Source organism: Spelaeicoccus albus (assembly GCF_013409065.1).
Classification (GTDB): domain Bacteria; phylum Actinomycetota; class Actinomycetes; order Actinomycetales; family Brevibacteriaceae; genus Spelaeicoccus; species Spelaeicoccus albus.
In genome coordinates this window covers 1,645,393-1,658,812 of record NZ_JACBZP010000001.1, presented here as the reverse complement: position 1 = coordinate 1,658,812, position 13,420 = coordinate 1,645,393, and the positions used below count along the sequence as shown (strand labels likewise).

Sequence of the window (13,420 nt, the reverse complement as noted above, 5' to 3'; positions counted from 1 at the left end):
TCGGCGGGCCTGCCGCCGGCGCCGGCCGGTAGGGCGGCCCGTCAGCTGCGGACGCCGGCCCGGCCGCCGCTCCATTCGGACGGGAAATGGACCACCGACCTGTCGATCTGGTCGACCGACGTCTTGCCGAGCAAGATCATCGTCTCGCGCAATTCGGACCGGTAGATGTCGATGACGCGTTCGACGCCGCGCTCCCCCGCAGCGGCGGCTCCCCAGACCCAGCTACGGCCGAGGGCTGCAGCGTCCGCACCGATGGCCTTGGCCTTGAGTACGTCGCCGCCGCTGCGGACGCCGCCGTCGAAGATGATACTGAGGCGGTCGCCGAAGGAATCGACCATGCGCGGCAACACGCTGATCGAGCTCGGCAAACTGTCGAGTTGCCGTCCGCCGTGGTTGCTGACGAAGATGCCGTCGGCCCCGACGCGCGCAGCTTGTTCGGCGTCGTCCAGGCTCATCACGCCCTTGACGAAGAGCGGCCCGTCCCATTCGCGGCGCAACCACGCAATGTCGTCCCAGGTGGCGGAGAGATTGACGAGCTCGGTGTTGATGTATTCCTGATGGGACATGGCACTTGACCCCTCGGCGATTCCCTGGAGGTTACGGAATCCGATGGCGGGGCCGCGCAACAGGCTGGCCAGCCAGGCGGGGTGGCGAATGGCTCCTGCCGCGTTGCGGAGCGTGACCTGCGGCGGAATCGACATGCCGTTGCGCTGATCGCGGGCGCGCTTACCGTTGACCGGAACGTCGATTGTGACGACGAGCGCCGTGCACCCGACGTCGGCCGCGCGTTTCACCAGGTTCCGAACGATGTCCGGGCTGCGCCACATGTAGAGCTGGAACCAGAGCGGTCCCGTTGCTTCGGCGGCGATTTCTTCAATCGACCAGCTGGACGCCGTGCTGATCGTGTAGGTCAGTCCGGCCTTGCCTGCGGCCCGCACTGCCGAAAGTTCGCCGTCGCCGCCGAAAATCCGCACGGAGCCCGCGGGCCCGAGCAGTAGCGGCATCGGCATCCGTTCGCCGGTCACTGTCGTCGACAGGTCGCCGGTCGACACGTCGACCAGCGAGCGCGGGTCGAACGTCACCTTTGCCAAGTCGGCCACATTGGCGCGCAACGTGTTCTCGGCGTCGGCTCCCCCGTCGACGAAGTCGAAGGCCATCCGAGGCAGTCGCCGCCGCGCCAGCAGCCGAATGTCGGCAATTGTCGGGGCGGCCGCGAGCGAATCGACGGACACTCCTCCGGCAATGAGCATCTTGACCAGTTCGGTGGCGGCATTCCCGCGAGGCGCGCTACGCATCGTGTTCCTTTCGACGGTCTACGGATCATCTCTTGGAACAATATCCTATAGGCGACGCCGGAGACAGTCCTCCCGGACGGCCGGCCTCCGGGGTGGTTTGTCCCTCGTGGTGCTGTAATTGCAGCCCCACGGGGGACAAACTACCCCGCACGCGTCGAGCAAACGCACTCAAACGGTCTGCGCCATCAGGCCAGCCGCAGCTCGCGGCAGTCCGAGGCGCATCCTTCGCCGGGCGGATCGACTTGCGGCGCGCGGCCGGGCCGATGCAGGACCGCCCGGCTCGGGGCCACGACTATCGCTCCGCCGTCGCCGACCGCTGCAACGCCGTCCGCGATCAACGAATACTCGTCGACGGCCCGCGGCGGCCACACGAACGACACGTCGGGACGCGCCGCCAGATTGCGCAAGCTCCGAGACCCGACGTCGTCGACCTGGAGGTGCCCGTCGGCAAGCCGCGGGGTGACCGCCACCGCGTGCGGCCGGCCGTCGTCGCCGACAGTCAAGAGGTACGCGAACCCGTAATCGACAACCGCATCTTGCAGACTGTCGACCCGCTGCACATCATCCATGTCTCGATAGTAGGCACGAAATCGTTTAGAGGAATCGCTGAGCGCCGGCAAATTCGTTCGAGGTGTCCCACTGCCGCCAATCGACGATCTGCACCCGGGTCGACGCATTCGGGGCGTGGATCATCCGGCCGCCGCCGATGTACATGCCGACGTGGTGCACCGCCCCGGTGCCGCCGGGCTGGGCGAAGAAGAGCAGATCGCCGGGCTTCAGGTGGTTTTTGTCGACGGGCCTGCCGTTCGCCGCCTCGGCCTGGGCGCCGGCATCGCGCGGAATGGCGATTCCGTGCGCGCGATAGATCGACGACGTGAAGCCCGAGCAGTCGAACCCCCATGCGGAGACTCCGGCCCAGAGATATCGCAAGCCGAGAAACTTCTTGCCGGTGCGCACGAGATCGGCGCCCGTGGGCGCGGGCGGCTGTTGACCGGGCGCGTAGACCGCGACGGAGTCGGAGTCCACCCACGCTTTCTTCCCGTCGGGCGTGGCCACGCGGACGGCACTGCTTTCCCGGTCGAGCACCGGCAGCTTCGTGTTGAAGCCGATCCGCACCATGCGGTGCTCGCCGGACGCCTTCTTCGTCAGCCAGGTCTTCTTGGCCGTCACGACGGCGCGATCGCTCGTCTTGACCCGTTCGGAAAATGCGTCGTTCTTCACCAGCTGGCGGACCGGCACCCAGCCGGGGTAGCCGCGGTCGTTCCGCGGCGTTTTTTGGCCGGCCACGGCAACGTGGGCCCACGAGCCGTCGATTCCCAGTACCGTGACCTTTGCGCCGTACGACGCCTGGGTTTCGAGTTTTCCGGTCAACCAACGGCGGGTTTGCGTATCCTCCATGGACCGGTTCCACGCGTCCAGGTCGACCGGATTGGTCGTCGACGGTTTGTCGATCGACCGGGTCATGCGCGGCCCCACCCACAGAGTCGCCACCGACACGTCGACGAATGCAGTGTCGCCGGCTTCGATTCCGCCGTGTGCTCCGGCGGTCTTCGGCGATTGGGCGGCCGCGGTCGTAGCCCCAACCGGCAGAAGCAGCGCGGTGACCAATGCGGCGCCGATCACGGTGCGGGAGCGAAAGCGTGACTTCATTGTTCTTTCCTTTCGGTGCGGGAGTGGGGCCGGGGTGTTTGGTGTCCGTTGTCGGCGTTGCGGGCGGGGTCGATGCCGAGACCGGGGCCGCCGCAGAGGTGCAGAACCCCGTCGACGGTGACGCTTCCGCCGGTGCCGGAGTCGGCAAACCAGTCGGCCGAGTCGAGGTCGATCACGGTGATGTTGGGATGTGCCGCCGCGACGTGGGCGGCGGCAGTGATGGCGATCCGAGGTTCCATCATGGCGCCGACCATGCATTCGATTCCGGCGGCTTCGGCGATATCCGCGATCTGCAGTGCCTGCCGGATGCCGCCGCACTTGGCGAGCTTGATGTTGAACAAGTCCGCAGCGCCGCGACGGGCCAGTTCGAACGCATCGTGCGGGCTCGCAAGGGACTCATCCGCCATGATGGGCAGCCCGGCGGCGCGCGTGACCGCCGCGAGCCCGTCGAGATCCCATTTGGGCACGGGCTGCTCGACCAAGTCGACGGGTAGGTCGGCGTCCTCGATTCGGCGGATCACTCTCACCGCGTCCTTTGCGTTCCATCCCTGGTTTGCGTCCAAGCGCAGCCGGGCGTGCGGCGCCGCGTCGCACACCGCTCGCAGCCGGTCGAGGTCACGGGCGGTGTCGTTGCCGAGCTTGACCTTGATGCAGGTGAATCCGGACTCCGCGGCGTCGGCCGCGTGCCGGGCCATCACGTCGGGCTCGTCGAGGCTGACGGTCATGTCGCCCGCCATTGCGGCGCGGACGTCGCCACCCAGCAACGTGGTGAGCGGGACGCCGAGCGCGCGGGCGTGCGCGTCGTGAATGGCCATGTCGACAGCCGCCTTGGCTGAGGCGTTACCGACCGCCGATGCCCCGACGGCGCGCGCCAGGTCCGCCAGCGACGCCGGCGACCCCGTGACGGCGTCCGCGATTTGCCCCGTGACGAGCGCCGTGATGGAGTCCACCGTCTCGCCCGTGACCGCCGGGTTCTCCGAAGCGGCGCCGATCCCCACCGTGCCGTCGGCGAGTTCGACCTCGACCACGACGGTTGCCACGGTATCGACCCGGCGCCTGGATGTGATGAACGGTCGGGTGAGCGCAGCCGCTTCGACATGGGTGCGGATGCGTGCCACGGGCATCAGATCACCGCCAGGATCTGGGCGATCAACAGGCCGACGATTGTGCCCATGAACGCGCCGATGAGGGCGAACAGGACGCCGACCGGCACGAGCTGGCGGTTGAACGCGCCGGCCACGACGGGCGCCGAGGCGACGCCGCCGACGTGTGCCGTGCTGGCCACGGCCAGGCTGAACAGTTCGGTCTTCGTCAATTTCGCGTAGATCGTCATGAGCCCTGCGTGAACGACAAGCACGAGGGCTCCGATCAACAGGTATGCCGGGGCATCGGCGATCGAGGTGAAATCGGACCCGGAGGCGATGATCCCGATGATCATGTAGAGCATGATTTGCGCGACGTCCGCCGAACCGGCGGTCTTGCCGATCGGAGTCGTGGCCAGGACGAGACCGAGCACGCTGACTATTAAGATCGTCCAGGTGGTCGAATTGATGACGATGCCGATATCGGGCAGCATCGTGCCGATCCAGGTCGCGGCGGCCGAGATCATAATCGAGAAGCCGATCAGCGAGAGCAGCGACGCCAGATCCATCGGCTTGTCCGCCTCGCCGGCCTCCGACCCGGTGTGAGCGTTCAGATAGGTGACGTCCGCCTTGGTCCAGCGGTTGAACTTGTCGGACCACGCCACCGAGCCGAACATGATCAGCAGCCAAATCGAGTACATCAGCGTGTCGACGATGAGGACGTAACCGAAAATGTCCTGCGGCGCGTGCAGGATGCCCTGGACGGCGACCATATTGGCCGAGCCGCCCGTCCACGAGGCCGAAAGCGCGCCCACGCCCTTCCAGGCTTCGTCGCCGACGAGTCCTTGGAAGACGAAGAAGACCGCGGTGAACGCCACGATCATACTGACGGTGGTCATGAAGAAGGTGATGAGCAGCTTGGGGCCGAGCTTCACGATTTTGCGCAAGTCGCATTTGAACAAGAACAACAAAATCATGGCCGGCAGCAGCAGGTCCCGGATGCTGCCGCCGACGTTCTCGATCTCTTTCGAGTCGCCGAAGGCGCCAAACGTGTTGAGCAGTGCTGCGCCGATGTACAGCAGCACGAATCCCGGAACGTATTTGAATAACTTCCAGGCCTTGCGTTTTTCAAACCAGACGATGAGGGCGGCCAGGCCCAGTAATACGCCGACGAAGGCGTACCCGGAGGTGATCATGAATGTCTCCCTTGAGATTCAGGTGCCGATCACGCGCCAAACAAGAAAAAAGCCGGAAACAGGCAGGGGCGTCGTGCCCCGAGGTCTGTTTCCGACTGGGTCTCGTCCGGTGAGGGACCAGGCAATCAGATGATGTCGGCTACTGATGCGCGCACGGCCGCTATTCCGGTGCTTCGGCGATGCCGCGGTACTTGGCGACGGCGCCGTGCAGCGCCGCGGCAAGTGCACGCTGCGACGAACCGTGGTACCGGGACGCGACGCGTTCTTGCAGTCGACCTTCCTCCGTGATGCGCTCTCCCACGAACAAGCTCTTGACGAACCGGTTCGTCAAAGCCAACGTCGCCGAGCATTCGGCATCCTGGATCAGGTGCGTGTCCGTGTCGATGACGAAAGCCACGTAGAACAACCCGAACTTATTGGTGATCGGATTGTTGGCCGGTGCTTTCGCTTCGCCCGTGACGAGTACCGACGTGGACACAGAAAGCAGACTATCAGCCCGCTATGAGCGGTCAAGAGTCCGAGCGGACGGCGCCGACCGGCCCGAGCTGCGTGTGAAAGGAAGTACGATTGGCGACAACCGTTGGCCGCAAGTCCGGCACCGCCCGGCTCAACCGACGGCTTTCCGGTGGAGGAGCCCATGACTGAATTCGGCATCGCAGTCCCGCAAGACGTCGGCGAGCTGGAGTCGATGACGCTGCGCGAATACCTCGAGACCGCCGAGTCGCTCGGATTCGATGGCCTGTGGGTGTCCGAAAGCAGCGGTGTGAGCGCCGTCGATCCGCTGGCCACGCTGAGTTTCGCGGCCGCCGTCACCACGCGGGCGCGGCTCGGCACCGCGGTCCTGATCACGAATCGGCGTACGCCGATGCAGCTGGCGGGCGATCTGGCGTCGATCGACCGGCTGAGCGCGGGCAGACTGATCGCGGGCGTCGGCATCGGCAACGGCACTGCCGAGTACCCAAGTTACGGATTGGACCCGGCGCACCGCGCAGCCCGGTTCGAAGACGGCATCGCGTTGGTGAAACGGCTGTGGACCGAGGACCGGGTCACGTTCGCCAATCGCTGGTGGACGCTGGACGACGTCCGCGTCCCGGTCCGTCCGGTGCGGGTGCCGCATCCGCCGATCTGGTTCGGCGCGCGGGCGCGGCCGGCATTGGACCGTGCCGCGCGCCTTGGCAACGGATGGATCGGGGCCGGCTCGGCCTCCCCCGAATCGTTCGAGGAGTCGTTGCACACACTGCTGCCGCTACTTGACGCTCACGGGCGCACGGCTGATGATTTCACGATTGCCAAACGCGTGTATCTGCATGTGGGCGACGAGACGCCGGACGTCGCCGAGCGGGTCCGCGAATTTTTCGGCAGCCACTACGGCAATGCCGATCTCGCCGCGACGATCCCGGTCGTCGGCAGCGCCGCACGGATCGGCGAGCACGTCGAATGGCTCGAATCGCTAGGCGTCACCCACATCATCGTCCACCCGATGGTGGAGCCGGCCGAGCAAATGGAGAGGGTGGCGCGCGACGTCGTCCGGAACTGACTGCGGACGCAGGCAAAACGGCTTAACGGTCGTGCCGGGCGACCGGGTGCTTCGGCGATTCGTCGACGGTGAGGGTAAAGACGTCGGGACGGGCGTAGTGGCCGGCGGCATCGAAGTCGAACTTCGACCTGTCCAGATCGTCGAGATCGAGTTCGGCCGTGAGCACTGTTTCCCCGCCGCGTTCGGGCCCGGCCAGCACCTCTCCCAGCGGTGAGATGATCACGGAGCCGCCGCTGATCAGCACCGTGCCGGGTTCGTCGCCCTGCACCGGATGCACGTCGTCCGGCATGCCGTCCCTGGTGAGGAACTGGCACGCAGCGATCACGAAGCATCGGCCTTCGAGGGCGATGTGGCGCATTGTGGACTGCCATTGCTCGCGTTCGTCGACAGTTGGAGCGCACCAGATCTCGACGCCTTTGGAGTACATGGTCTGCCGAAGCAACGGCATGTAGTTCTCCCAGCAGATGGCCGCTCCCAACACGCCGGCGTCGCAGGGCACGGCCGGCAGCGTGGACCCGTCGCCTTGCCCCCAGAGATAACGTTCGGCGGCGGTCGGCATGAGTTTGCGGTGCTTTGCGACAAGTCCGCGACCCGGAGCGATGAAGACGGCGGTGCAATACAACGTGCCGCCGTCGCGCTCGATCACGCCGCCCACGATCATGACACCCAATTCGGTGCTGAGTTCGGCGAGATGGTCGGTTTCCGGTCCGGGGAGCCGGACGGCCGACTGAGCGTACCGCCGGAACACGTCTCGGCCCTCCGGCGCTCGCCCGCCGACCGTGATACCGAAGTCCAGCCCCTTCGGATAGCCGCCGAGAAAGGCTTCGGGGAGGACGACGAGCGTGGCGCCGGTTGCAGCGGCCTCGCGGATCAGCCGCTCCGCCTTGAGGAGTGTGGCCGGGGTGTCGAAGAGGACCGATCCGGCTTGAACCGCTGCAACCGTCACACGAGTCATAGAACTCATTGTGTCAGGCGGCCGGGTTGATGACCCTGCCCCACGTGCTCTTATTGCCCCAGATGTTCTGGCGCAGGCCCTCGAGTTGCAGGATCTGACTGTGGTCGACGAAGAGGTTGACCTCGTTGCCGTAGTTCTTGATGTACCACTCGAAGACGGGACCGTCGGCGGCTTCGAACATCACGTTTTCCAGGCCGACGCCGTTGATGATCGAGGCGGCGGCTCCGGTGTTCCACTCGGTGACGTTCTCGGTGATGCCCTCGGACTCGATCATCACGATCGAGGCGCCGGCGTCCAGGCATTTCTGTGCCCGATCGACGAGGTCGCCGATGTCCTTCTTGCTTTCGGCCGCGAGCTCGGCCTCGCCGGAATCGCCGCCGGAGCCGATTTGGATGCCCAGCTCGGGCTTGGCCTTCAAACCGGCCTTCGTGACCTTCTCGACGAGCCGGACCAGGCCCGACGTCGGCAGCATGATGAACCCGGTCGAGATCTCGATGACGTCGAATCCGGATTCCTTGGCCTCCTTCAGGTAGTGGTCGACCGCGTCGTCGCCGTAGCGCAGGATCGTTTCGATCCAGCCGCCGGACGAGACATAGGCGTCGTTCTTGTGGGCGATATCGCTGAACGCGCGAACCTGTTCGCTCGGCAACAGGGCGAACGAGCCGCCCGCCCACTTGATGCCGTCGACCCACTGGCCGGCGACGTCGAAGACGTCCTCGAGGTGCCGGGTACCGAAGGTGCTGTAATACGGCGCGCGGATTTCGGTGATGCCGCGGGTGCGCGGTTTGGCAGGGCGGTGTGCCCGCGGAATGAAGTTGAACGAAACGTCATACGGAATTTCGTTGGACATGATCTGTCTCCTTTTTCTTGTGCGATGGCCGGCGGCCATCACTGGGGGCGATGGCGGGTGGCCATCAAGCGTTGCGTGTCCGGCTGACCCTGGCGAGCGCTGCAGTGAGCGCCGTGACGGGTTCCCGGTCGAGTCGATGGATGATGTCGGCGATCTCATCGCGCAATTGCTCTGACGCGAACGGCGCCGTGACAGCATCGAACTTGGCGCGGGCGCCCTCCCAATCGAGCGGCTGCGAGTGAAAGCCGTCATAGGCGGCGCGTTCGGCGTGAAAGCGGGTGCCGTCGCGCAGGACGATCTCGAGCTCGGCGGGCATCTCGTTCGGGAAGCGAGCCGAATATGCGTCGTCCGGCGCGATTGTCACGCGCGTCATGAGCTGTTGGACATCGGCTGCGACGACGCGCTCGTGCGCGTATTGTTCGGGACCGAGCCGCCCGTCGAGCAGCGTGACGGCGAGCATCCACGGCAGCGAGTGGTCGGCTTCTTCCTTCGTGCGGACGGTGCGTTTGTCGCCTTCTTCGCCGCCGCCGATGATGGAGTAGGCCACATCGAAGGTCGTGAGCTTGATCGATTCGATCTCGGCCGCGTCGAATCCGTCTTGCGCCCGGATGTCGAGTGCTGCGTCGAGCGCCGATTGCGAGTGGATCTCGGCGTTGTGTTTTTTGATGATGGTGCGCAGGACGCTTTCCAGGTTCTCGGCGGACCAGTCGATGTCGAAGTCGCCGGCAACGGAGTCCTTGAAGCCCTTGTTTCCCTCGAAGACCTCTTCCGGCCCGGTGATTCCGCGGGATGCCAGCATTGCGGCAAAGGTGCCCTCCTTGGACACGTGCGGGTAGGCCAGGCCCTTCCAATGAGAAAGATTGCCGGTGCGCGTCACTCGTAGTGCGACGTTGGCCGTGCCGGCCATCGCGATGGCGTTCGCGGTCTGTTCCGCAGACAGGCCGAAGGCCTTGGCCGCCGATGCGGCTGCAGCGAAAGCGCCCTGCGTGGTGTGGTCGAATCCTTTGGCGCGAACCGGAGCGACATCCGACAGCCGCGTTTGCACCTGATAGGCCACGGCGAGCGCAGTGAGGAATTCCGCGCCGGATGCGTTGGCGGTCTCGGCAGCGGCGAGCACGGCACCGAGGTTGTCGGACGGATGTCCCGTCTCCCCTGCCGCCAGGTACGCGTCCATGAAATCGAGATATCTGCTGAGAGCGCTGTTGAAGAATGCTGCGCGTTCGGGAGTGGTGCGTCCGCCGCCGATCAGTGTGGCCATCTCGGTGCCGCCCAGATCGTCCATGAGGCCGCGGATCGCCGTCATCGGCTCGGCGTCCAGCGCGCCGATCGCCACTCCAATGGTGTCGAGCACCCGGATCTTCAGCTGTTCGAGCGCTTCGGGGCTGATGGATTCGAATTGTGCCTCGTCTACGAAAGCAGCCAACTCGTGTACTTCGGTCATGTCGTTCCCCTTTCGGAGCAAAGTCCGCCTGCAGCATCACCTCTTAGGTATGCCTTACCTCTAGTATCCCACAATTTATCTTGATATCAAGATACTTTTTGAAAGTCTTTCTCCCCGCAAAACGCGGCACCCCGTATAGCCCGCGCCGTCATGACTTCGCGTTCTCGACGCCGCGCCGCGTTTTGCGGCCGATGCGAGAGCGAGACGCGATGCGCCGGCCGAGCCGAGCAAAAAATTAAGGTATTGACGGACGGCGGCAAATTCGCCATCATATAGGAAATATTACGTGGTCTCTCCCGTGCACTTCAGGATCGAGGAGAAGTGCGGACTGGGCACTTCATCACGAAAGGCACGATGCATCATGGCGGAAACCGCCCGACCACGCCGGATCATTGATCTGACGTTGCTCCTTGCCGAAGAGTTGCCTGCTGCCTGGGCCAAGCACATGCCGTATCAGCAGAAGACGTTCAATTACTTCGCAAACGTCGACAGTCAGGCCTCGCCGTTGAAAAGCGCGACCGGCCCCTATCAAACGCGCTGGCTGCTCATCGACGAGCACACCGGAACTCACGTGGATGCTCCGGCACATTTCATCCCGGAGCCGGATACCGGATTGCCGCACGCGGCCGACGTCGGCTCAGTCACTGTTGAGCAGATCCCCCTCGACCAACTCATGGGTCCTGCCGTCGTCGTCGACATCCCGGAGGATCTTCCGGGGGCCGGCCCAGGTATCTCGCCGATGATCACCGCGGACTTCCTGACGGCATGGGAGACCGAGAACGGAGCGATCGAGCCGAATGACGTCGTCCTATTTCGGACAAATTGGGACAAGCACTATGTCGCCGGCCCCAATGGCTTCGCCTATTGCCACGACCCGCTCGTCACGCGGAAGGGGCCGGGATGGCCGGCCCCGGACGAAGAAGCGATCCGCTTGTTGATGGATCGCGGCGTCCGATGTGTTGGGACGGACGGCGCCAGCATGGGTTCGTCCCATGACGGCGCCGGCGTGCACCATCTGGGTCTCGCGGCCAGGGTGGCCTATATCGAGGCATTGGGAAATTTGAAAGAACTTCCCGTCCGCGGAGCCATGTTCTGCTTCGCTCCGCTGAAAGTTGCACGCGGTACCGGTGCGCCGGGCCGCGCATTCGCCTGGCTCTGACCGGGCAGGTAATCGACGGCGCCGCGATGCAGCGGCGACGAAAGAATTAACTGAAAGGCCGCTATGTCCGACCGCTCGCTCGCTACGCAAGAGGAAAAAGACCGCCGCTACACGATCTACCTGGTGATCATCGCCGTACTCGGATGGTCGCTCGCCTCATACGATTCCAACCTGTTGACGCTGACGATGCCGGCCATCGCCGACGACTTCAACCTGTCTTCCGGCATCTTGGGCGTCCTGGGATTCATCGTCTTCGGGGCTGAATTCGTCATCGCATTATTCGTCGGCTGGGGCATGGATCGCAAAGGCCGCAAATGGATGTGGATGTTCTGCCTCATCATGGCCGCCCTTTTCACCGGGTTGACGTACTTCGTTCAGGAGTTCTGGCAGCTTGCACTCGTCCGCGCATTGGCCTCCGGGTTCGCTCAAGCCGAGCTCGCCGTCTCGATCACTCTGGTCAATGAGCAGGTTCCGTCGAAGCATCGCGGGTTCTTGTATTCCATTGTCCAAGGCGGATGGCCGATCGGTGTCTTCATGGCATCCGGCCTGTACCTCCTCGTCGGCGGGCTTGGCTGGCGGACCGTCTATCTCTTCGGAGTCATTCCGCTCGTCCTGGTGGCAATCGGCCGATACAAGGTCCGCGAATCGGAGCGCTACCTCCACCTGAAAGCCATGCGGAAGGCGGTGGCGGCAAACGATCAGCCGGAAGTCGCGCGCTTGAGCGCGGAGCGTCCCATGAACGCCGACGATCTGAAGAAGGGGTCCGTCCGGCAGCTCTTTGCCACGCCCGGCCCCGTCCGCTCGGTTCTCACCAGGCTCACGGTCACCTGGCTTTTTTATGCGACGTCGTACGTCGCCACAAACCTCTACATCGCGTACTGGCTGACGGCGGAAAAGGGCTGGACGTCGGACCAAGCCGCAGTCCTGCTGCTCTTTTGCGGCGGCATCGGTTTCTTCTTCTATCTGCTTGGCGGGGTACTCGGCGAGAAATTCGGACGCCGCAATGTGCTTGTCATCTCAGGAGTACTCGTCGGCCCGCTGAACCTCGCTCTGTTACTGATCATGAACTACGTCTGGGTGGCCATCGTCTTCTTCCTCATCTACCAAGCGACGAACGGAACCTGGTCGGGTGCCGGCTACGCCTATCAAGGAGAAAGCTTCCCCACCCGGGTGCGGGCCATCGCCATCGGATGGATGGGCGCCATGTTCGTGGGTGGACTGATGCTCGGCAGCCTGTTCTGGACGGTGCTGTCGTCAACGACGAACCTGACGGTCACCTGGATCGTGATCGGAGTGGTCTTGGGATGCGGGCAGGGCATTGCGACGTTCTGGCTTCCGAACATCAAGCCCGGGCAGGAGCTGGAAGAGATCGCTACCTGACGTCGTCCGGCCTACGGCGTCGTTCCGATGCGGCGATCCGCGCGCCTGTCCGCACGCCTGTCCGCACGTCGATCGCGTCGAGATCGCGAACCGCATAGCGATGGTGCTCCCACTCCTCCTCGAGGATCGTGTGCAGGCACGACAGCACCGTTTCCTCATGTTCCGGCGCGTGCGGGTTCTTTCGAGGAGCAGCCAGCTCGTCGGCAGTGGCGGCGGCGAGGAAGTCGCGCATCATTGCGACTCGACCCGCCCGCACATCGAGCACATCGGAGTATGTCGGACGCTCCGTTTGAAAGGGTGACCGACCGTCGTCCTCGTAGCTGGAATCCGGCTGACCGATCGGGTGGTACGGCTGGTCTTTTTCGAGAATGGCCCGTCCCAGCCACGTATCGGTCGCCATGATCAGATGCCGCAGAGTTTGCGCAAATGACCACTCGCCGTCGATCGAAATATCGACAGTGCCCGTCGGCATCGTTTGAACCCGCTCAAGGGTGGCCGACCAGGTGCGTTCGAGCGCGGACCACGCCGAACGCAAGCCTGCCGGGTCGTCGGCATGCCGTTCCACGCGACCGGGAAAGCGCCGGTTCAGCTCGGCGTCAACCAATGGAACGACGTCCACGCCATTGACGAGCAGGTAGTTCTCGGCCTCGAACAGCCACGGGGCATCGATCTCGGAATCGCGGACGTCGACGGCGCGCATCCGCACCTTGCACAAGTCCGCTTCGCGTATCACGGCTTCGGACAGATCGACTCCGGTGAACCGGGCACCGCGAAGGCTCGTGTGGACGAACTCGGCAGCGCGAAGATCGTCGGCCCCGGCGAACTTTGTCATGACTTCTCCTCGATGAGCAGGTTGTGCCGTAGTCTAGCCGCGC

General features: G+C 64.5%; 13 protein-coding genes. 3 read left to right on the top strand and 10 right to left on the bottom strand.

What is annotated here, in order from left to right; translation table 11 throughout:
* Window positions 1-41: 41 nt before the first annotated feature.
* The 6 genes from BJY26_RS07645 to BJY26_RS07620 all read right to left on the bottom strand — a co-directional run bounded on the left by BJY26_RS07645 (window position 42) and on the right by BJY26_RS07620 (window position 5,701).
* Window positions 42-1,295 carry an alpha-hydroxy acid oxidase gene (locus BJY26_RS07645; protein WP_179427077.1) on the bottom strand — a complete coding sequence of 418 codons (1,254 nt, stop codon included), beginning with the start codon at window positions 1,293-1,295 and terminating at the stop codon, window positions 42-44.
* Between the two features lie 185 nt (window positions 1,296-1,480).
* A complete protein-coding gene (locus tag BJY26_RS07640) occupies window positions 1,481-1,864 on the bottom strand; it encodes a pyridoxamine 5'-phosphate oxidase family protein (protein ID WP_179427069.1) in 384 nt (127 codons plus the stop codon).
* A 25-nt stretch (window positions 1,865-1,889) separates the two neighbouring features.
* Window positions 1,890-2,945, bottom strand: coding sequence for a C40 family peptidase (locus BJY26_RS07635; protein WP_179427067.1), 1,056 nt, complete (start codon window positions 2,943-2,945; stop codon window positions 1,890-1,892).
* The gene (locus BJY26_RS07630) at window positions 2,942-4,069 is read right to left on the bottom strand and encodes a dipeptide epimerase (protein WP_179427065.1); all 1,128 of its coding nucleotides are present in this window, start codon (window positions 4,067-4,069) and stop codon (window positions 2,942-2,944) included. Before BJY26_RS07630 ends, BJY26_RS07635 begins: the two co-directional genes overlap by 4 nt.
* Window positions 4,069-5,223, bottom strand: a complete 1,155-nt coding sequence (locus tag BJY26_RS07625) for a DUF819 family protein (protein WP_179427063.1) — start codon at window positions 5,221-5,223, stop codon at window positions 4,069-4,071. The genes BJY26_RS07630 and BJY26_RS07625 overlap by 1 nt, the downstream gene beginning before the upstream one ends.
* Window positions 5,224-5,383: 160 nt before the next feature.
* Complete coding sequence (locus tag BJY26_RS07620; protein ID WP_179427061.1) at window positions 5,384-5,701, bottom strand: DUF3870 domain-containing protein; 318 nt, start codon at window positions 5,699-5,701, stop codon at window positions 5,384-5,386.
* Window positions 5,702-5,860: 159 nt separating this feature from the next.
* Here BJY26_RS07620 and BJY26_RS07615 point away from each other — a divergent pair, with 159 nt between their 5' ends.
* Window positions 5,861-6,760 (top strand): LLM class flavin-dependent oxidoreductase, encoded by a 900-nt coding sequence (locus BJY26_RS07615; RefSeq protein WP_179427059.1) that lies wholly within the window; start codon window positions 5,861-5,863, stop codon window positions 6,758-6,760.
* 22 nt (window positions 6,761-6,782) lie between these two features.
* Here the strand turns inward: BJY26_RS07615 and BJY26_RS07610 are convergent, their stop codons facing one another.
* The 3 genes from BJY26_RS07610 to BJY26_RS07600 all read right to left on the bottom strand — a co-directional run bounded on the left by BJY26_RS07610 (window position 6,783) and on the right by BJY26_RS07600 (window position 10,006).
* Window positions 6,783-7,715, bottom strand: a complete 933-nt coding sequence (locus BJY26_RS07610) for a carbon-nitrogen hydrolase family protein (protein WP_179427057.1) — start codon at window positions 7,713-7,715, stop codon at window positions 6,783-6,785.
* A gap of 13 nt (window positions 7,716-7,728) precedes the next feature.
* Window positions 7,729-8,565: a phosphosulfolactate synthase gene (locus BJY26_RS07605; RefSeq protein WP_179427055.1), complete on the bottom strand. Its 837-nt coding sequence runs from the start codon at window positions 8,563-8,565 to the stop codon at window positions 7,729-7,731.
* A gap of 64 nt (window positions 8,566-8,629) precedes the next feature.
* Complete coding sequence (locus tag BJY26_RS07600) at window positions 8,630-10,006, bottom strand: MmgE/PrpD family protein (RefSeq protein ID WP_179427053.1); 1,377 nt, start codon at window positions 10,004-10,006, stop codon at window positions 8,630-8,632.
* A 361-nt stretch (window positions 10,007-10,367) separates the two neighbouring features.
* On the opposite strand from BJY26_RS07600, the gene BJY26_RS07595 reads away from it, so the two are divergent.
* A complete protein-coding gene (locus BJY26_RS07595; protein WP_218852322.1) occupies window positions 10,368-11,165 on the top strand; it encodes a cyclase family protein in 798 nt (265 codons plus the stop codon).
* A gap of 63 nt (window positions 11,166-11,228) precedes the next feature.
* Window positions 11,229-12,545 carry an MFS transporter gene (locus tag BJY26_RS07590; RefSeq protein ID WP_179427051.1) on the top strand — a complete coding sequence of 439 codons (1,317 nt, stop codon included), beginning with the start codon at window positions 11,229-11,231 and terminating at the stop codon, window positions 12,543-12,545.
* Here BJY26_RS07590 and BJY26_RS07585 read toward each other — a convergent pair.
* On the bottom strand, window positions 12,538-13,377 hold the full coding sequence (locus BJY26_RS07585) for a DinB family protein (RefSeq protein ID WP_179427049.1): 840 nt from the start codon (window positions 13,375-13,377) through the stop codon (window positions 12,538-12,540). The genes BJY26_RS07590 and BJY26_RS07585 overlap by 8 nt on opposite strands.
* Window positions 13,378-13,420 lie beyond the last annotated feature (43 nt).